We start from the raw sequence: 18,397 nt of genomic DNA on the forward strand, positions 1-18,397 counted from the left end.
GCGCCATCAGATGTCGAGCGTGACGTCGCCTCGCGGGCGCGTGCAGCAGAGGAGGACCTGGCCCGGCGCGGGCTCGTCCAGCGGCTCCTCGGTATAATCCACCTCGCCCGAGAGAAGCGTCGCGCTGCAGGTCATGCAGACGCCCGAACGGCAGCTGAAGGCCGGCGACAGGCCGGCCGCCTCGGCCAGCTCCAGAAGCGAGCCGGCGCTTGGCGTGAACAGTGCGGCGCTGCCCGAGCGCGCGAACGCCACCACCGGGCCCGAAGCCGGCTCCGGCTCCGTCATGGTGAGGGCAACCGGTTCGGGTGCCGCCGGGGGCGGCGGCGATGGGCTGCCGAGAAGCGAGGCGGGACCGAAGAACTCGTAGGCGATGCGCTCCGGCCGGATGCCGAGGCCGAGCAGCGTCTCGTGGAGGGCGCGCATGAAGGGCGGTGGCCCGCAGAGATAGACGTCGTAGTCGTCGAGCGGCAGGAGCGACTGGAGCACCGCGCGCGTGACGAGACCCGAGGTGGCGTGGCGGGCGCGCACCTCGTCCTCCGCCGTCGGATTGCGGTAGACGAAGGCGGTGCGGATGCCCGGCCGCTTCGCCGCCAGCGCGTCAACCTCGTCGCCGAGCGCATGGCTGCGCCCGTCTTCGCAGGCGTGGACGAAATGCACGGGGCGTCCCGGTCGCTCGGCCAACCGGTGCAGCATCGCCAGAAGCGGCGTGATCCCGACGCCGCCCGACAGGAGAAGCACGGCGCGTTCGCTCGTCTCGTCGAACACGAACTCGCCGCGCGGCGCGCTCGCCCAGACCACGTCGCCGGGCTGGAGCCGATGGTGAAAGTGGCCCGAGCCCAGCCCCGTGCCGTCCGGCCTCTCCTCGCAGGGCTCGCGCTTGACCGAGATGCGGTAGGTCCGCCCGTCGGAGGGCCCGGAGATCGAATAGTTGCGCAAGGCCCAGCCGCCCGGCGAGGCGGCGTCGGGCACGCGGACCGCGAGGAACTGGCCCGGCCGGAACGGGGTCCAGCCGTCCGGCTCGCCCGGTTCGAGGAGAAAGGAGGTGATGGCCTCGCTTTCGCGCCGGGCCTCGATCAGGCGCAGGCGCCGGAAGCCGGCCGGCCCCACCGGCGTCAACGCCGGATCGCTCATTCCGCGGCGATCGAGGCGGTGGGCGCGAGGGTTGCCCGCTCGGCCTCGATCATCTGCTGCAGCCGCCGCCGGAAGCGCAGCGGGCCGACGTCGATCTTCAGGTCGAGATGGGGGGTCTGCCTGTTCGCCATGCCCTGATTGACAGCTTCGAGGACGACGCGGTCCTCCTCGAAGGCACCGCGCACGGAACTGGCGAACCGCGCCGAGACCTCGGCATCGTCGGGCGCGAAGTTGCGCATCTGGAACCAGTAATATTTCGTGTGGTTCTCGTCGACGGGCGTCATGAAGTTGTAGCTGTCCATCAGGAACACGTCCTCGTGCAGCGGCTCGCCCTCGCGGTGGCTGTTGGCCGGCACGAAGATCGCCTTGATGATGGCGTTCGAGGGATAGCGCACCTCGTAGTGCTGCTTGCGGTCGCAGGGACCAGAGAACTTGAGGAAGGGCGCGTAGAAGGGGGCGGGCTCGGAATCGATCATCCAGCGCCAGACCGTGACGCCGTCAGGGGCCACCGTCGTTTCCAGCGGCGTCTCCTCGCAGGCGGAACTGGCGAACGAGCTCTGGTGGACCCAGGCGACGTGCGAGGGGTCGAGCAGGTTGTCGGTCATGTAGAGATAGTTGCAGGCGAGCACCATCGACTCGCCGCGATTGATCCCCCAGGCCGGGTCGCCCCAGTGGTCGACGGCGAAGATCTCGGCGGGATCGGCCTTCTCGGCCTCGCCCATCCAGATCCAGAGCAGGCCGTAGCGTTCGTGGATGGGATAGGCGCGCACCCGCGCCACATGCGGAATGCGCTCGGCGCCGGGCACGCGGGTGCAGGCCCCCGTGCCGTCGAAGGTGAGGCCGTGATAGCCGCACTCGACGTCGTCGCCCTTGATGCGGCCCATGGAGAGCGGCAGCTTGCGGTGCGGGCAGGCATCCTCGAGGGCCGCCACCGAGCCGTCGCGGCGGCGGTAGAGGACGATGCTCTCGCCGAGCACTCGCACGGGCATGAGACCCTCGGCGACCTCGTGCTCCCAAGCCGCGACATACCATGCGTTTCGCAGAAACATCGGTCCATCCTCGCTCTTGAATTCAGGCCATTGTCGAAACTTTCCGCACTGGGGACAACCGGTCGAAAACTGTGCTATCGTTTAGTTATTCTAAATCCAAACTGCAGCCGATCGACGAGGGTGCATGGCGGGGATCCCGCATCTCAAGGCTCTACAGGCCTTCGCGGCCTTCGGGACGCAGGGCAGCGTCAGCGGCGCGGCGCGCGAACTCGGCGTCTCGCCGGGCGCCGTCACGCAGCAGCTCCAGAAGCTGGAAGAGCATCTGGGCCTGGCCCTGATCGAGCGGCAGGGCCGCCACATGGAACTGACGCGCTGGGGCCGGCTGTACCATGCCGAAATCCATGCGGGGTTCGAGCGGCTGTCCGGGGCAAGCGAGATCGTGCGCCGGGCGCGCGGCGACACGGCGCTCAGCCTCAGCGCGCTCACCTCCGTCCTCGGCAAGTGGATCGGGCGCGAGATCTTCGAGTGGCGGGCGCTCTGCCCCGGCTCGGTCGTCCAGCTCGTCGGCACGGAGCAGGAGCCGGACCTCGAACGCGACGGGATCGACTTTCGCATCTGCTACGGGCCGCAGGCGCGCTATCCCCACGCCGTCGACCTCTTTACCGACTGGGCGGTGCCCGCCTGCTCGCCGCGACTGATCGAAGGACGGCGGCCGACGGAGGGCGCCGACATTTTCGGCTTCCCGCTTCTTCATATCGTCTGGGCCGGCGCGGCCTCGCTGGCGCCGAGCTGGGAGGACTGGGCGGCGCTGATCGGCGCGCCGCCGGGCCCGATCCCCTGCGATCTCTCCACCATGCTCTCGTCCAGCGCCATCGACGCGGCGGTGGCCGGGCGGGGCTTCGTGCTGGCGCAGATGTCGATGATCGCCGACGAACTGGACGCGGGCCGGCTCGTCATCCCCTTCGACCATCGGCTGCGGCTGGCCGCGCCCTACCGGCTGGCCTGGAGCGCGGCCTCGCTGGACAAGCCCTTCGCGCGGGACTTCCATCGCTGGCTGCTCGCCAAGGGCCGCCGGCAGGGCGTCCTCTCGGCGCCCGCACCAAGCGCCTGACGCGGCGGCAAGCGATCCGTCAGGACTCGCTTTCCAGACGATAGCGCGTGCCGGGATAGAGCAGCCGGACGAAGGAGACGACCTGTCCGCCGGACCAGGTGCGGCGGCGCACGAGGAGGCACGGTTCGCTGCGCGCGATCGACAGCATCCGGCATTCCCAGGGCTGCGCGGTCACCGCCTCGATGAACTGCTCGGCCCGCTCGATCGGGGCAAGGGCAGACAGGTAGCCGTTGGGCGTCGCCGTCGTGAAATCCTGCCCGGCATAGTCGGGAGCGAGCGCCGGGTTGACGAAGCGGTCCTCGATCTGGATCGGCAGGTCGCCTTCGCGGTGGACGATGATCGAATGGACGGCGATCGCGCCGAGCGGCAGGTCGAGCGCATCGGCGAGTTCGGGCCCGCAGGCCTCGCTCTGCAGGAGAAGCACGCTCGCGCCGTGCGCGCCGCCGCGGGCGCGGATCTCGTCGGCGATGTTGGGAACGCTCTGGAACTGCGAGCTTCGCTTGCGGGCCGCGACGAACGAGCCCTTGCCGCGAATGCGCGTGATGAGCCCCTCGGCCGCCAGCTCGCGCAGCGCCCGGTTCGCCGTCATCCGGCTGACGCCGAGCGACTTCACCAGTTCGTTCTCGGAGGGGACGCGGTGGCCGGGCGGCCATTCCCCGCTCTCGACGCGCGAGCGCACGTGACGCTTGAGGCGCGCATAGAGCGGCGCGGACGCATCGGCCGCGTCCGGGGAAGAGGGCTCGGGCGCGCTCGGCGACATGCGGTCCTTTGGTGATTGGGGGGACAATGGGGGACAATGGGGTGCGATGCGGGCGACGATCCGACGAGCGGTTCGCGGTCGAACCTGCCCGATCCCGGCTTGCAATTCCAGAGGTCTTCGTCAATGTTGTATAGGCAACTTGATCGGAGACGCCGAGAATGCCCCCCCATCGCCGCCGCCTCTTCTGCCCGGTCGCGCTTCTCGCCGATGGCTGGGCGCGGGAGGTCGTGCTGGAGTTGGACGGGCAGGGCCGCATCGCCTCGATCGACCTCTCGGGCGATGCGGGAGGCTCCGAACGCCTGTCCGGCCCAGTCGTGCCAGCTCTGACGAACCTTCACTCCCATGCCTTCCAGCGCGCCATGGCGGGGCTGGCGGAAGTGGCGGGCACGGGCGAGGACAGTTTCTGGACGTGGCGCACGGAGATGTACCGCATCCTGGCGCTGATGGGGCCGGACGATATCGAGGCGATCGCCGCCAAGCTCTATATGGAACTTCTGAAGGGCGGCTTCGGGCGCGTCGCCGAGTTTCACTATCTCCATCACGGACCGGACGGCACGCCCTATGCCGACGCCGCCGAGACCTCGCGGCGCATTCTTGTCGCCGCCGGACGCACCGGCATCGGCCTGACCCATCTTCCGGTCTTCTACGCCCACGCCAATTTCGGCGGCGCGGCGCCCGGCGAGGGGCAGCGCCCCTTCCTGCACGATGTCGACGGGTTCCTCGCGCTGCTGGACGCGCTGGCGCCGGCGTGCCGCGAAGCGGGCGCGACGCTGGGGCTCGCCATCCATTCGCTGCGGGCCGCGACGCCGGGCGAGATGCATGCGATCCTCGGCCATGAGCGCACGGGCGGGCCGATCCACATCCACGTCGCCGAGCAGGAGCGCGAACTCGCCGACTGCCTCGCCTGGAGCGGACGCCGCCCGGTCGAATGGCTGCTCGACGAGATGCCGGTGGACGCCCGCTGGTGCGCCATTCACGCCACGCAGATGGACGAGGCCGAGACGGTTCGTCTCGCCCGCTCCGGTGCGGTCGCCGGCCTCTGCCCGGCGACGGAGGCCAATCTCGGCGACGGTCTCTTTCCGGCGACGGGGTTCCTGGCCGCCGGCGGGCGGTTCGGTATCGGCACCGACAGCCATGTCGCCACGAGCGTCGCGCAGGAGCTTCGGCTGCTCGAATACGGCCAGAGGCTGCGCGATCGGCGTCGCAACCGGCTGGCCGCCGCGCCGGGTGCCTCGGTCGGCCGCTCGCTTCTGGACGGCGCGCTCGCCGGCGGGGCGCAGGCGGCGGGTCAGTTCACCCACGGGCTCGGGATCGGCGCCCCCGCAGATCTCCTCGTTCTCGACGGCACGGAGCCGTTCCTCGCCATGGCGGAGGGGGACGCGATCCTCGATCGCTGGATCTTCGCGCTCGGTGACGGTGCGGTGCGCGACGTGATCATCGGCGGGCGCTTCGTCATTCGCGACCACACCCATTCGGCCGAGGCGGAGATCGATGCCGCCTTCGCGCGCACCCTGGCCAAGCTGCGGGCCTGACGGCTCGCCAGTACCTTTCCATCGAGGACACCGGCATGAAACGACTTCTGACCCATGCGCGCCTCGCGACCCTTGCGGAGGGGACGCAGGGTCTCGGGATCGTCGAGGACGGCGCGATCCTGATCGAGGCCGGGCGCATCGCCTATGCCGGGCCACGCGCCGGCTTGCCGGCGGTGGAGGGGGCCGAGACGGTGGACCTCGGCGGCCGCTGGGTGACGCCGGCCCTCATCGACTGCCACACCCATCTCGTGCATGGCGGCAACCGGGCCCGCGAGTTCGAGATGCGCTTGTCGGGCGCGAGCTACGAGGAGATCGCGCGGGCGGGCGGCGGCATCGTCGCCTCGCTCGCCGCGACACGCGCCCTCTCGGTTCGGGATCTCGCGGACACCGCGCTGCCGCGCCTCGACGCGCTGCTGGCCGAGGGTGTCTCGACGGTGGAGATCAAGTCCGGCTACGGGCTGGAGATCGAAGCCGAATGCCGGATGCTGGAAGCCGCGCGCCTCTTGGCGACCCTGCGCCCGGTGCGGATCGCGACGAGCTGGCTCGCCGCCCACGCGACCCCCGCCGAGTACAAGGGCCGCAATGCCGACTATCTCGCCGAGGTGGCGATCCCCGGCCTTCGCGAGGCGCATCGGCGCGGCCTCGTCGATGCCGTGGACGGGTTCTGCGAGGGCATCGCCTTTTCCGCTGCCGAGATGGAGGCCGTCTTCGAAGCGGCGCGCGCGCTCGGTCTGCCAGTGAAGCTCCATGCCGAGCAGCTGTCGCATGCCGGCGGCGCGGCGCTGGCGGCCCGCTACGGCGCGCTCTCGGCCGACCATCTGGAATATGCCGACGCCGAGGATGCCGCGGCCATGGCCGCGTCGGGAACGGTGGCCGTGCTCCTGCCGGGCGCCTACTATTTCATCCGCGAGACGAAGGCGCCTCCCGTCGAGCTTTTCCGCCGGGCGGGCGTGCCGATGGCGCTGGCGACCGACTGCAACCCCGGTACCTCGCCGCTCACCTCGCTGCTCCTGACGATGAACATGGGTGCGACGCTCTTCCGCATGACCGTGGAGGAGTGCCTGGCCGCCACGACCCGCGAGGCCGCCCGCGCCCTCGGGCTCCTGGCCGAGACCGGCACGATCGAGACGGCCAAGTCCGCCGATCTCGCGGTCTGGGATATCGCAAGCCCGGCCGAACTCGTCTACCGCATCGGCTTCAACCCATTGCACGCCCGCTACTTCCAGGGAGAGAGAACCGGCCGATGACCGTCTTCGAGCTGCACCGGGGCACATCGCCCATCATCCTCGCCTTCCCCCATACGGGCACGTTCGTTCCGCCCGAGATCGAGGCACGGCTGAGCGAGGAGGGCCGCGTCCTTCGCGACACCGACTGGCACATCCACCGCCTCTATGACGGGCTGCTGCCGGGGGCGAGCATCGTGCGCGCCACCTTCCACCGCTACTGCATCGACGCTAACCGCGATCCGGCGGGTGCCAGCCTCTATCCCGGCCAGAACACGACGGGGCTGGTGCCCATCACGAATTTTGACGGCGTGTCGATCTGGCGCGAGGGCGAGGAGCCCACCGAGGCCGACATCGCGGAGCGCCTCGCGCGGTTCCACGCGCCCTACCACGCGGCGCTGCGAGCCGAGATCGCGCGGGTGCGGGAGGAACACGGCGTCGCCGTGGTCTACGACTGCCATTCCATCCGCGCGCGCGTGCCGTTCCTCTTCGATGGGCAGCTGCCCGATCTCAACATCGGCACGGATGGCGGGAAGACCTGCGATCCCGCCATCGAGCGCGCCGTGCTGGAAGCCTGCGTTGATGCGACGGGCTACTCCCACGTCCTGAACGGGCGCTTTCGCGGCGGCTGGACGACGCGGGTCTATGGCGAGCCCGCGCGCGGGGTGAATGCCGTTCAGATGGAACTCGCGCAGATCTCCCATCTGGCAACGGAGACGCCGCCCTTCGCGCTCGACGAGGTGCGCGCCGCGCGGCTTCGCCCCGTTCTCCAAGCCGTTTTGACGCGCCTCGAAGCCGTCGCCCTTTCCCTTGCCTTGAAGGACCGTTCCGCATGAGCAACCCCCGCCACAACATCCGCGAGGTCCGGGCGGCCCGTGGGACCCAGTTGACGGCCAAGAGCTGGCTGACGGAAGCGCCGCTGCGGATGCTGATGAACAATCTCGACCCCGAGGTCGCCGAGAACCCGAACGAACTGGTGGTCTACGGCGGCATCGGTCGGGCCGCGCGGACCTGGGACGATTTCGACCGCATCGTCGCAAGCCTTCGCGATCTCGACGAGGACCAGACGCTGCTCGTCCAGTCCGGCAAGCCGGTCGGCGTCTTCCGCACCCACAGGGACGCCCCCCGCGTCCTCATCGCCAATTCCAACCTCGTGCCGCACTGGGCGACCTGGGACCATTTCAACGAACTGGATAAGAAGGGTCTGGCCATGTACGGCCAGATGACCGCCGGATCGTGGATCTATATCGGTACGCAAGGCATCGTGCAGGGCACCTATGAGACCTTCGTGGAGGCCGGGCGCCAGCATTACGGCGGCAGCCTGAAGGGCCGCTGGATCCTCACCGGCGGCCTCGGCGGCATGGGCGGCGCGCAGCCGCTCGCCGCCGTCATGGCCGGGGCGTGCTGCCTCGCCGTCGAGTGCAATCCGGATTCGATCGAGTTTCGCCTGCGCACCCGCTATGTCGACGAGAAGGCCGAGACGCTCGACGAGGCGCTGGCGATGATCGAGCGCTGGACGGCGGCGGGTGAGGCGAAATCCGTCGGGCTGCTGGGCAACGCCGCCGAGATCCTGCCCGAGATGGTCCGGCGCGGCATCCGGCCCGACATGGTCACCGACCAGACCTCGGCGCACGACCCGATCAACGGCTACCTGCCCGCCGGCTGGACGATGGCCGAGTGGAAGGCCAGGCGCGAGAGCGATCCGAAGGCGGTTGAGCGCGCCGCGCGCGCCTCGATGCGCACCCATGTCGAGGCCATGCTGGCCTTCCACGCCGCCGGCGTGCCGACCCTCGACTACGGCAACAACATCCGGCAGGTGGCCAAGGACGAGGGACTGGAGAACGCCTTCGACTTCCCCGGCTTCGTGCCCGCCTATATCCGGCCGCTCTTCTGCCGGGGCATCGGCCCGTTCCGCTGGGCGGCGCTCTCGGGCGACCCGGAGGATATCTACAGGACCGACGCCAAGGTTAGGGAACTCACCCCCGGCAACGCCCATCTGCACAACTGGCTCGACATGGCGCGCGAGCGCATCGCCTTTCAAGGCTTGCCGGCGCGCATCTGCTGGGTGGGGCTCGGCGACCGCCACCGCCTCGGTCTCGCCTTCAACGAGATGGTGCGCACCGGCGAGCTGAAGGCGCCCGTCGTCATCGGCCGCGACCATCTGGATTCGGGCTCCGTCGCCTCGCCGAACCGCGAGACGGAGGCGATGAGGGACGGCTCGGACGCCGTCTCCGACTGGCCGCTACTCAACGCGCTGCTCAATTGCGCGTCGGGCGCGACCTGGGTGTCGCTCCACCACGGCGGCGGCGTCGGCATGGGCTTCTCCCAGCATTCCGGCATGGTGGTCTGCGCCGACGGCACCGACGATGCGGCGCGCCGGCTCGCCAACGTCCTGTGGAACGACCCGGCCACCGGTGTCATGCGCCATGCCGATGCCGGCTACGAGATCGCCCTCGACTGCGCCCGCGAGCAGGGGCTCGACCTGCCCGCCATCCTGCGGTGAGCCGTGGCCGGCTCCTGCGCGCGAGTGATCACCGGCGCATGCTTTGGAAGAACGGCGGCGGCGAGACGATCGAGATCGCCGTCCATCCGCCGGGCGCCGACCTTGCCGGGTTCGACTGGCGGATCAGCATGGCGAGCGTCGCCCATGACGGCCCGTTCTCGCGGTTCGAGGGCGTCGACCGCACGCTCGCCGTTCTCACCGGACACGGAATGGATCTCGAGATCGAAGGGATGGGGCGACGGAGCCTGACGGCGGGGTCCGACCCGCTGGCGTTTCCGGCGGACGCACCGACGGGCGCCCGGCTTCATGACGGGGCAATTACCGATCTCAACGTGATGACGCGGCGCGGCGTCTGCCGCCATCGTGTTGCGCTGGCAGAGCTTCGAGCCGGCGTCATCGAGCTTCGCGGTCGCTGGTGCTTCGTGATCCCCCTGCGGGCCTGCCGGATCGCTGTCGATGAGGCGGTGATCGAAGCCGGCCCCGGCGACGCCGTCGCGTTCGAGGCGCCGGACGGGCGGCCCATCGTCATCGGGGCGGAGGCGCTGGCGGCCTACCTCATCGAGATCGATCCCTCGGGAGACTGACGGATGCCCGGAGGGTCCCGCGCTCGCGGAGCTTCAGAGATACCGCGCGACAAGCGTCTTCACGTCGACGCGCGCCTTGAGGCGGGCGGCGAGGAGATAGGTTCCCCCGACCTTGCGCTGGAGGAACAGCGCGTCGGTCGGCGGCAGGCGCCAGCCGTCGCGCTCGCCGGCAAATTCCATGCCTTGCTCGCGAAGCCGGCCGAGGATCGTCGTGTCGGCGAAATCGAAGACGTCCGAGCGCAGGACCGACGCCCTCACCATGTCGAACATCGCCATGACCTTGTCCTGATGGCGCTGCGGCACGCTCTCGTCGATGAGGCCCATCACTGTGAGCGCCGACCGCACGCCCGGCCGGTCGTTGCCGAGGCCCGCCGCCGCCAGCCGACGGCAATCCTCGGCGAAGGCTGCGGGAAACGCCCGAGTCGCGCCGAAGTCGAGAAGGACGATGCGCCCGCTCGTCGGCTCGTAGCGGTAGTTCGCGAGGTTCGGGTCGGTCTGCATCAGCTGGAACGTGAAGAGTTCGCGCAGGACAAGATCGATCAGACGCGCCGCCACGCGATCGCGCTCGGCCTGCGAAGCCTGCTCCAGCGTCTCGATCGGCACGCTGTCGAGATAGGTCATCGCAAGGACGTTCTCGCCCGTGAGATCGCGGTGGACGAGGGGGATGACGAAGTCCGGGTCGTCCTTCAGAAGAACGGCGAAGCGCTCGATGCAGTCGGCTTCGCGCCGGTAGTCGGCCTCCTCGCGCAACTGCCGCTTGGCTTCGCCGAGAAGCGGCGCCACATCGAGATGCCGCGGCACGATGCCCGACATCCTCAGGAGCGTCGCGACATTGTCGACATCGCTGTCGATCGAACGCCGGACGCCGGGATACTGGATCTTGATCGCGATGTCCCGCCCGTCTCTCGTCAGGGCTCGATGCACCTGCCCGATCGAGGCGGCGGCGACCGGCCGGAACGAGAAGCTCTCGAACCGCGCCAGCCAGCCCGGCCCCCATTCCCGGTCGAGCACGGCCTGGATCTGGTGGCGTGGCATCGGCTCGGCGTCGGCGCGAAGGCGCGCCATGATCGATGCGAGTTCGGGCGGCAGGACGTCGCCGGCCTCCATCGAGATCAGCTGACCCATCTTCATCGCCGCGCCGCGCAGATGGGCGAGCTGGCCGGTCACCCGCAGCACGTTGGCAGGGGTCAGCAGCAGGTCCTCGACACGCGGTCGCTCGCCGCGCGCCAGACGACCGGCACCCTCGATCAGCATGCCGCCCGCCACGCCCGCCGCCATGCCGCCGAGCCTTGCGAGCCGCGACAGGCGGCGACTGGGGACCGAGGAACCGTCGGAACGGGGATTGCGTGGCGCCAAGGGAGGATCCTTCGATGGGCGCGCCGGGAGATATGTATGGCACGCGGCTCGTCGCCCCAGACCTGCGTCCACCCGCGCCGAAGGCAACGCCCGGCGCCTGCGACCCATCGTCTGGCATGGGGACCCCGCACGCCGGACGCGATCCGCGACCCCTCGGACATCAGCGTGATCGCGTGGAACGGCTTGTCGTTCGCATCACAATCTTCATGCGGGCCTGGCTATCCTCTTCTCGACAATTTGGAGCATCGCATGCCGTTCGTCGCCGCGTATTTCGTGATCGTCAACATCGCGGCCTACGGCGCGATGGCGCTCGACAAGGCGAAGGCCGAAGCCGGCCACCGCCGGATCCCGGAGCGCAAGCTGCTCGGGCTCGCCCTGATCGGCGGCTCGATCGGCACGGTCCTCGCGCAGCGGATGGTTCGCCACAAGACGCGCAAGGAGCCGTTCCGCTCGCGCCTCATCGGGATCGTCGTGTTGCAGATCGGGCTTCTGGCCGTGGCAGCTGTTGCCGGTCCGGACCGCATCATCGCCGGCTTCACGGCGCTGACGGAAACGCCTGTTGCCGGCCAAGCCGGCCGCTGAGATCGAGGTGTCGGCGGCCGGCCGCCGCCCCGTCGTCGCCCTCAAGCGACCTGCGCGTGAGCGGTCGGCGCCTGCAGCTTCGTCGGCCGCCGGGTGAAGGCCAGCGTCTCCTCGAAGCTCGTGACGCCCGCCTGGCTGCCGAGGCCGGTGGCGTTGAGCGCGGAGGTCGCCTGCGCGAAGCGGACCATGCTTTCGGGGTCCATTCCGCGCACGATCCCGGTCGCGATGCCGGCGTTGAAGGCGTCGCCGCAGCCGCAGGAGCAGATCATCTCGATGTCGAAGGCCGGCATCAGGAAGCGGTCGCCGTTCGAGTGCCGGTAGTAGGCGCCGTTCTCGCCGAGCGTCAGGATGCAGCAGGTCACGCCCTTGTCGAGGAAGAAGCGGGCGACGTCGTCGATGTCCTCCAGCCCCGACAGAACGCGGGCCTCCTCGATCGAGGGCAGGAAATAGTCGGTGTGGGGGAGGAGCCCCGCGACGTTGGCGAGGTCCTTTTCCGTGGCGGCGAAGACGTCCACCGTCGTGACGGCGCCGCGCCGCTGCGCCTCGGCGAAGAGGCGGGCCGAGGGTTCGCCGTCCATGCGATCCATCAGGCCGACGCCGCCGATATGGACGACTTTGGCGTCCAGCACCTGATCGACGGCGCTCTCGGGAATGACGAAGGCGCCGGTGGCGCCGCGCATGTGCAGCGCCGGGCGCGATCCGTCCGCGCGCGTCAGCACGATCGAGGACGAGGTGCCGACGCCGCTCAGGCGTTGCATCGTCGAGACGTCGACGCCGAAATGCTGCAGGCGCTGGAGCACCCAGTCGGCCATCAGGTCGTCGCCGACGCCGCCGACCGCCAGGCACGACAGCCCATGCTTGGCGGCGGCGATGACGGCCGCGCCCGCCGCGCCCGACACCGCCATGGCGATCTCGTCGATGAACAGGGTTCCCCCGCCGGGCGGAATGGCGCCGACGGGGCGGCCGAGGCAGTCGAACGTGTAGAAGCCGATCGACGTGTAGTCGTAGCGCATGGTGGTTCCCTCCCAGAAATCTCGGATCCCTTCCCGATCCGTCTCTCAGATCCCCGCGCGCGCCTCAGGGCGACGGCGAGGCCGTCTTGATCTCGCATCCGGCCCGGATCGCCTCGATCTCGGCCCGCGCCTCGGCGCTCGCGAGGCCCCGCAGCGCGATGTCGGTGCGCCGGCGCAGGATGTCGTCGCCCGTGCGAACGCGCTCGTTCGAGGCGATCCAGGCGATCTCCGCGACATGATAGTCCCGCAGGCTGGCCAGCGTCTCGCCGTCCGATCCGCCGATCGCCGCGGCGACCGCTCGGGCGCGCGTGCCGTAGCGCGAGAGAAGCCGCTCGCCGACATCGGCGTCGGCGTTCGCCGAGCCCGCCAGTTCGGCGACGAGGCGCGCGCGCTCCGGCGCGGTGCGCGGAAAACCGCGCCCCCCGCCGATGGGCAGTTCGGCGGTGGAGGCCAGGCGCGGGCGACCGAGACGGGCGAGGATGCGATCCGTCACCTCTTCCGAGAAGCCGCGATAGGTCGTCCACTTGCCGCCGATCAGCGACAGGACGGGGATCTCGGTGCCCGGCAGCTTGTCCTCGGCGATCGAATGATCGCGGCTGATGGCGCCGGGATCGGAAACATCGGCACGCGGCAGAGGGCGAACGCCGCAGAAGGCGAAGACGACATCCTCGCGGCTGAGCTGGATGGCGGGAAACACCTCGGCCACGACCGCGATGAGATAGTCGGTCTCGGCCCGGCTCGCTTGCGCCTCGTCGGGATCGCCGACGGGAATGTCGGTGGAGCCGATCAGCACCTTGCCCTTGAACGGGTAGAGGAGGTTCACGCGCCCGTCGGCCGAGCCGAAATAGACCATGCGCCCGCCAAGCGCCGCCAGAAGCGCGGGGCTGTCCACCACCACGTGCGAGCCCTTCGTGCCGCCCATGTAGCGACTGTTCAGGCCGAGCGCGGCGTTGACGCCGTCGATCCAGGCGCCGCCCGCGTTGACGACGACATCCGCGGTGAACCGGCTGGTCTCGCCCGTCAGCGTATCGGCGATCTCGATGACGCCGCCGGCCGTGCCGCGAACGCTGGCATAGGTGCGAACCACGCTCGCGGAATGGTCGGCGAGGGCATCCTCCACGAGTTCGAAGCCGAGCCGTTCGGCATGGTCGAGCCGGGCTTCGTAATAGAGGCCGACGGCTGATATCGTGGGGTCGAGCCCCGGCAGTTCGGCCTGCGCCTGGCGCCGTCCGATGAAGCGATGCACCGGCATGGCGCGGAACCGCCGTCCGAAGACGTCGTAGAGCGTCAGCCCGAGCTTGGTGATGAGGACGCCGCGGTCGTTGAGCCTGGCGGACAGGCCGAGGAAGCGGCGGATCGAGGGCACGATGCCGCCGAACCAGGACCGGATCGGCAGGGCGGTCTCCAGCGGGGTCACGACATGCGGCGCGTTGCGCAGGAGAATGTTGCGCTCCTCGGCGGACTGGCGCACCAGCCGGAACTCGCCGGTCTCCAAATATTTGAGCCCGCCATGCATGAGGCGCGACGAGGCCTCGCTCGCACCCGAGCAGATGTCGGCGCGGTCGATCAGCAGACAGTCGACACCCTGCAGGCAGAGGTCGCGGAACGTGCCGACGCCGTTGATGCCCGCGCCGATGATGGCGACGCTGACATGCCGGGGCGTGACGGGGAGCGGTTCGAACGCGGTCATTGTCAGGATACGATGGCGACCTTGATGGCGTCGCCGCGTGCCGCCGTCGCCAGTGCCTCCGAGATCGCCGGCAGGGCGAAGCGGTGGGTGAGGAAGGGTTTGGTATCGAGCTGGCCGGAGGCGATCAGGTTCAGCGATTGTTCGAACTGAAGCCGCGACAGGCCGAAGGATCCGGTGACGATCAACTCGTTGTAGTGGATGGCGTTGACGTCGAGCGCGGCCATCTCGCCCTTCGAGAAGCCCGCAAAGAGACTGACGCGGCCACGAAGGCGCGCGAGCCCCAGCGCATCGTTGGCGAGCGAGGGCACGCCGATGGCGACGATCACGACATCGGCGCCGATGCCCCCGGACTCAGCCCGCACGATCGCCGAGAGGTCCTCTGCGACGGGATCGACCACGATGTCGGCGCCGGCCGCGAGCGCTGCGGCGCGCCGGCCGGCATTGGGCTCGGACACGATGATGCGGCGCGCGCCCGACAGGCGGGCGACCTTGACGTGGAGCAGGCCGATCGGGCCGGAGCCAAGAATGGCGACGACATCGCCGCGCTCGACGCCGACCCGTTCCTGCCCGTTGATCACGCAGGCCAGCGGCTCGGCGAGCGCCGCCTCCTCGAAGCTGATGCCCGCGGGCATGGGAAAGACGTTGCCGGTCTCGAGCGCCCGTCCGGGAATGCGAACGTATTCGGCAAACGCCCCGTCGACCTCGTAGCCGATGGCGGTAAGGTTTGCACAAAGGTTCTCGGCGCCGCGCCGGCAATAGGCGCAATGTCCGCAGGCGATGGCGGGATCGACGCAGATGGCGTCGCCGACCTTGAAGCGGGTCGATCCGCCGTTGTCGACGATCTCGCCGGAAAATTCGTGGCCGAGGACGCTGGGATAGCGCACGCCCATGGTCTTGCGCCCGGTGACGATGCGGATGTCGGTGCCGCAGATCGTGGCGGCGCGAACGCGCAGCACAAGGTCGCCGCGCTCGGGGACGGGGTCCGCGATATCGTCGAAGAGCACGTCGTTGGGGGCACGCAGGAGGGCGGCTTTCATGGATCGGATCCCTCGAACCAGGACGCTGGGCAGCGCGGTTTGGCAGGGGTAGGCCGATTTTATGTGATTTGCAAATGTAAAATGTTCAGATGCTTGATGGGGCTTGGACGCAGTGCAAGCTGCCAAGTTTACAGCAGAAACTCGCACCCACATCAAAGATATTCGACCATGCACGCGTAGAGCATTCGGCCAAGCCGGTGCAAAAACGATCGGCGATGAACAAATGTGTTGACGAACATCTGCCGTTCGGTTGATCATTTGTGCGTCAAGGGCCGCGGGAGACGGTCGCCGCAAGGCTGGATGGCGACCATCCGCTGACGTCAGGGCCTTGGCCCGCTTCGGGAGGAAATCGAACATGCGGAATGGAACTCTGTCGGCCGTCCTCATCGGCTGCACGCTGATCGGCACGGCACTGCCGGCGCTGGCCCAGAGCCAGCAGGACCTGATCAAGCCGATCGACAAGGAGCTGACCTTCGTCTTCATCCCGAAGGTCATCCATCCCTGGTACGACGTGGTGCGCCAGGGCGGCCAGTTCGCGGTGGACGAGTTCGCCAAGGAGGGCATCAAGATCAACATGATCTGGGATCAGCCGCCGCAGGCCGACGTCGCCGACCAGAACCAGCGCATCGAGGCCAATATCGGCCGCAAGCCCGACGGCCTCGCCGTCGCGTGTCTCGATCAGGCCACCAACGTCCAGCTCCTGGGCGAGGCGCGCGAGGCCGGCGTCAACACGATTACGTTCAACTCGTTCTGCTCGCCGGACTTCGCCTTCGTCGGCCAGAAGGACAGCTTCGGCGACGGCTACGATCTCGGCAAGTTCCTCGCCGAGCATATCGGCGGCGAGGGCAATGTCGGCGTCCTCTCGGGTTCGCTCACCGCCACCGACCATGTCGAGCGCATCAAGGGCTTCAAGAAGGCGCTCGAGGAGTTCCCGAAGGTCAAGATCGTCTTCGAGCAGCCCGACGACGACGTTCTCGAGAATGCCGTGTCGCTGACCGAGAACGCGCTGCAGGCCCATCCCGACATCAAGGGCTTCTTCGGCTGCAACGCCTCCAACCCGATCGGCATCGCGCGCGCCGTGCAGAACGCCGGCAAGGCGGGCACCGTCGCCGTGGTCGGCATGGACGATCTGCCCGAGGCCGTGGATTTCGTGAAGGAGGGCGTCATCACCGCGCTGAAGGCCCAGCGCCAGTGGGACATCGGCTACTGGGCGGTCAAGTACATGGTCGCCATGAACCAGAACCACACGATCCCGATGGACCACAACACCGGCTCGCGGCTGATCACCAAGGACTCGATGTAACGTCGGGCGGGACCGGGCGCGCCAGCGCGCCCGGCCGCTGGCCAAGGAGGGATCTCGATGGACGCCATCGCCACCGCCTTCGAGGCGCGCAGCGTATCCAAGAGCTTCGGCGTGGTGCAGGCGCTTCGCGACGTCAGCGTCTCGATCCGGGCCGGCGAGGTCCATGCGATCATCGGCGAGAACGGCGCCGGCAAGTCGACCCTGATGAACGTCATCTGCGGACGAATGCGCCCGACCGCCGGCACGCTGCACGTCGACGGCGCCGAGGCGCAGTTCCATTCGCCGGGCGAGGCGCAGCGCGCCGGCATCGCCATCGCGCCGCAGGAGATTAACCTCGTGCCGGCGCTCAGCGTCTGCGAGAACATCCTGCTCGGCGCCGAGGTGACGCGCGGCCTTCGCATCGACTGGCGCGCCACGCGCGAGGAGGCGCTGACCCACCTCCATGCCGTCGACGATACGATCGACGGCGAGGCACGCGTCGAAACCTTGTCGAAGGCGCAGCAGCAACTCGTCCAGATCGCCCGCGCCGTCGCCACGAAGGCGCGAATCCTCATCTTCGACGAGCCGACCGCGGCGCTGACGATGCGCGAAACCGAGAAGCTCTACGCCTTCATCCGGCGCTTTCGCGAGGGCGGCGGCGCGGTCTTCTACATCTCGCACCGGCTCGACGAGATCCTGATGCTCGCCGACCGCATCACCGTGCTGCGCGACGGCGCCTTCGTCGGCGAACTCGACCCCAGGCGTGCGACGAAGGGGGAGATGGTGTCCCTGATGGCGGGGCGCGACGTCGTCCTCTCGCATCACATGCCGCGCCGCCTCGAAGACCGGCCAGTGGTGCTCAAGGTGTCCGGCCTGACGCGCGCCGGCGAGTTCGAGGACGTCTCGTTCGAGCTGCACGAGGGGGAGGTCCTCGGCATGTCCGGCCTGATCGGCGCCGGCCGCACCGAAGTCGCCAAATGCCTCTTCGGGCTGACGCGGCCGCAGGCGGGAACGGTCGAAATCTTCGGCGACGCGCGCCCCGTCGCGGATCCCGCCGATGCCATCGCGCGCGGCCTCGTCTACCTGCCGGAGGAGCGCAAGCAGGAGGGGATCTTCCCGCTGCTCTCGATCGCCGAGAACCTCACCATCGCCACGCTCGACCGGTTTCGAAGGCCCGCCTGGATGGATTTCGCGGCGATGGGGCGCACCGTCGAGGATTATGTCGACAAGCTGCGCATCAAGATCGGTTCGCCGGGCGACCCCATCACCAGCCTGTCGGGCGGCAACCAGCAGAAGGTCATTCTCGCCCGCTGGCTCTCGAAGAATTCGCGCATCCTCATCCTCGACGAGCCGACCCGCGGCATCGACGTCGCCGCCAAATCCGAGATCCAGGGCGTCCTCGACGTTCTGACCGCGCAGGGGCTGTCGATCATCTACATCTCGTCCGAGCTCGAGGAGGTCCTCAACGTCTCCGACCGGATCGTCGTGATGCACGAAGGCCGGGTGAAGGGCACGCCGCGCACCGAGGACATGACCCAGGAAGCGCTGCTGCAGCTCGCCATGAGTTGAGCCGCGCTCCGGCCGGCATGTCCTCAAAGACCGAC

Annotated in this window: 16 protein-coding genes; 9 read left to right on the top strand and 7 right to left on the bottom strand. The window is 69.1% G+C overall.

The genetic code is table 11. The features are described from left to right. Positions 1–6: 6 nt before the first annotated feature. Together AUL33_RS08585 and AUL33_RS08590 are read right to left on the bottom strand one after the other, a co-directional pair. On the bottom strand, positions 7–1,131 hold the full coding sequence (locus AUL33_RS08585; protein WP_062206600.1) for a 2Fe-2S iron-sulfur cluster-binding protein: 1,125 nt from the start codon (positions 1,129–1,131) through the stop codon (positions 7–9). After that, complete coding sequence (locus AUL33_RS08590; protein WP_062206602.1) at positions 1,128–2,180, bottom strand: aromatic ring-hydroxylating dioxygenase subunit alpha; 1,053 nt, start codon at positions 2,178–2,180, stop codon at positions 1,128–1,130. The genes AUL33_RS08585 and AUL33_RS08590 overlap by 4 nt, the downstream gene beginning before the upstream one ends. 124 nt (positions 2,181–2,304) lie before the next feature. Between AUL33_RS08590 and AUL33_RS08595 the strand changes: the two genes are divergently transcribed. Further along, positions 2,305–3,231 carry a LysR family transcriptional regulator gene (locus AUL33_RS08595; protein ID WP_062206604.1) on the top strand — a complete coding sequence of 309 codons (927 nt, stop codon included), beginning with the start codon at positions 2,305–2,307 and terminating at the stop codon, positions 3,229–3,231. A gap of 19 nt (positions 3,232–3,250) precedes the next feature. On the opposite strand, the gene hutC is transcribed toward AUL33_RS08595, so the two are convergent. Then, positions 3,251–3,991 (bottom strand): histidine utilization repressor, encoded by a 741-nt coding sequence (gene hutC, locus AUL33_RS08600; protein WP_062206605.1) that lies wholly within the window; start codon positions 3,989–3,991, stop codon positions 3,251–3,253. Positions 3,992–4,149: 158 nt separating this feature from the next. Here hutC and hutF point away from each other — a divergent pair, with 158 nt between their 5' ends. Genes hutF through AUL33_RS08625 form a run of 5 tightly spaced genes read left to right on the top strand, consistent with a single transcriptional unit; the run spans position 4,150 to position 9,833 of the window. Further along, positions 4,150–5,523 carry a formimidoylglutamate deiminase gene (gene hutF, locus AUL33_RS08605; protein ID WP_062206608.1) on the top strand — a complete coding sequence of 458 codons (1,374 nt, stop codon included), beginning with the start codon at positions 4,150–4,152 and terminating at the stop codon, positions 5,521–5,523. Between the two features lie 35 nt (positions 5,524–5,558). Continuing rightward, complete coding sequence (hutI, locus tag AUL33_RS08610; RefSeq protein WP_062206610.1) at positions 5,559–6,770, top strand: imidazolonepropionase; 1,212 nt, start codon at positions 5,559–5,561, stop codon at positions 6,768–6,770. Continuing rightward, positions 6,767–7,582 carry an N-formylglutamate deformylase gene (gene hutG, locus AUL33_RS08615; RefSeq protein ID WP_062206612.1) on the top strand — a complete coding sequence of 272 codons (816 nt, stop codon included), beginning with the start codon at positions 6,767–6,769 and terminating at the stop codon, positions 7,580–7,582. Before hutI ends, hutG begins: the two co-directional genes overlap by 4 nt. Continuing rightward, a complete protein-coding gene (hutU, locus tag AUL33_RS08620; RefSeq protein WP_062206614.1) occupies positions 7,579–9,249 on the top strand; it encodes a urocanate hydratase in 1,671 nt (556 codons plus the stop codon). Before hutG ends, hutU begins: the two co-directional genes overlap by 4 nt. Before the next feature lie 38 nt (positions 9,250–9,287). After that, on the top strand, positions 9,288–9,833 hold the full coding sequence (locus AUL33_RS08625) for a HutD family protein (RefSeq protein ID WP_062206616.1): 546 nt from the start codon (positions 9,288–9,290) through the stop codon (positions 9,831–9,833). 33 nt (positions 9,834–9,866) lie between these two features. On the opposite strand, the gene AUL33_RS08630 is transcribed toward AUL33_RS08625, so the two are convergent. Beyond that, complete coding sequence (locus tag AUL33_RS08630) at positions 9,867–11,189, bottom strand: AarF/ABC1/UbiB kinase family protein (RefSeq protein ID WP_244492074.1); 1,323 nt, start codon at positions 11,187–11,189, stop codon at positions 9,867–9,869. A gap of 249 nt (positions 11,190–11,438) precedes the next feature. On the opposite strand from AUL33_RS08630, the gene AUL33_RS08635 reads away from it, so the two are divergent. Continuing rightward, entirely contained in the window at positions 11,439–11,771 is a 333-nt protein-coding gene (locus AUL33_RS08635) for a DUF1294 domain-containing protein (RefSeq protein WP_082652443.1), read from the top strand. Between the two features lie 41 nt (positions 11,772–11,812). Here the strand turns inward: AUL33_RS08635 and AUL33_RS08640 are convergent, their stop codons facing one another. From AUL33_RS08640 to AUL33_RS08650, 3 genes are all read right to left on the bottom strand, one after another. Next, complete coding sequence (locus AUL33_RS08640) at positions 11,813–12,784, bottom strand: carbohydrate kinase family protein (RefSeq protein WP_062206618.1); 972 nt, start codon at positions 12,782–12,784, stop codon at positions 11,813–11,815. A gap of 64 nt (positions 12,785–12,848) precedes the next feature. Continuing rightward, positions 12,849–14,474 (bottom strand): glycerol-3-phosphate dehydrogenase/oxidase, encoded by a 1,626-nt coding sequence (locus AUL33_RS08645; RefSeq protein WP_062206620.1) that lies wholly within the window; start codon positions 14,472–14,474, stop codon positions 12,849–12,851. 2 nt (positions 14,475–14,476) lie between these two features. After that, positions 14,477–15,511 (bottom strand): alcohol dehydrogenase catalytic domain-containing protein, encoded by a 1,035-nt coding sequence (locus AUL33_RS08650; protein ID WP_062206622.1) that lies wholly within the window; start codon positions 15,509–15,511, stop codon positions 14,477–14,479. Between the two features lie 355 nt (positions 15,512–15,866). Here AUL33_RS08650 and AUL33_RS08655 point away from each other — a divergent pair, with 355 nt between their 5' ends. Both AUL33_RS08655 and AUL33_RS08660 read left to right on the top strand, forming a co-directional pair. Beyond that, positions 15,867–16,814: a substrate-binding domain-containing protein gene (locus tag AUL33_RS08655; protein WP_062206624.1), complete on the top strand. Its 948-nt coding sequence runs from the start codon at positions 15,867–15,869 to the stop codon at positions 16,812–16,814. Positions 16,815–16,871: 57 nt separating this feature from the next. Beyond that, entirely contained in the window at positions 16,872–18,362 is a 1,491-nt protein-coding gene (locus tag AUL33_RS08660) for a sugar ABC transporter ATP-binding protein (RefSeq protein ID WP_192843162.1), read from the top strand. Positions 18,363–18,397: the final 35 nt, after the last annotated feature.

The sequence above is a fragment of the Aureimonas sp. AU12 genome (assembly GCF_001463705.1).
In the GTDB taxonomy this organism is placed as follows: Bacteria; Pseudomonadota; Alphaproteobacteria; order Rhizobiales; family Rhizobiaceae; genus Aureimonas.

Excerpts from the sequence above, each read along its gene's own strand:
- AUL33_RS08585 (WP_062206600.1), bottom strand. The coding sequence starts at position 1,131 with ATGAGCGATCCGGCGTTGACGCCGGTGGGGCCGGCCGGCTTCCGGCGC.
- AUL33_RS08590 (WP_062206602.1), bottom strand. The coding sequence starts at position 2,180 with ATGTTTCTGCGAAACGCATGGTATGTCGCGGCTTGGGAGCACGAGGTC.
- AUL33_RS08595 (WP_062206604.1), top strand. The coding sequence starts at position 2,305 with ATGGCGGGGATCCCGCATCTCAAGGCTCTACAGGCCTTCGCGGCCTTC.
- hutC (WP_062206605.1), bottom strand. The coding sequence starts at position 3,991 with ATGTCGCCGAGCGCGCCCGAGCCCTCTTCCCCGGACGCGGCCGATGCG.
- hutF (WP_062206608.1), top strand. The coding sequence starts at position 4,150 with ATGCCCCCCCATCGCCGCCGCCTCTTCTGCCCGGTCGCGCTTCTCGCC.
- hutI (WP_062206610.1), top strand. The coding sequence starts at position 5,559 with ATGAAACGACTTCTGACCCATGCGCGCCTCGCGACCCTTGCGGAGGGG.
- hutG (WP_062206612.1), top strand. The coding sequence starts at position 6,767 with ATGACCGTCTTCGAGCTGCACCGGGGCACATCGCCCATCATCCTCGCC.
- hutU (WP_062206614.1), top strand. The coding sequence starts at position 7,579 with ATGAGCAACCCCCGCCACAACATCCGCGAGGTCCGGGCGGCCCGTGGG.
- AUL33_RS08625 (WP_062206616.1), top strand. The coding sequence starts at position 9,288 with ATGCTTTGGAAGAACGGCGGCGGCGAGACGATCGAGATCGCCGTCCAT.
- AUL33_RS08635 (WP_082652443.1), top strand. The coding sequence starts at position 11,439 with ATGCCGTTCGTCGCCGCGTATTTCGTGATCGTCAACATCGCGGCCTAC.
- AUL33_RS08640 (WP_062206618.1), bottom strand. The coding sequence starts at position 12,784 with ATGCGCTACGACTACACGTCGATCGGCTTCTACACGTTCGACTGCCTC.
- AUL33_RS08645 (WP_062206620.1), bottom strand. The coding sequence starts at position 14,474 with ATGACCGCGTTCGAACCGCTCCCCGTCACGCCCCGGCATGTCAGCGTC.
- AUL33_RS08650 (WP_062206622.1), bottom strand. The coding sequence starts at position 15,511 with ATGAAAGCCGCCCTCCTGCGTGCCCCCAACGACGTGCTCTTCGACGAT.
- AUL33_RS08655 (WP_062206624.1), top strand. The coding sequence starts at position 15,867 with ATGCGGAATGGAACTCTGTCGGCCGTCCTCATCGGCTGCACGCTGATC.
- AUL33_RS08660 (WP_192843162.1), top strand. The coding sequence starts at position 16,872 with ATGGACGCCATCGCCACCGCCTTCGAGGCGCGCAGCGTATCCAAGAGC.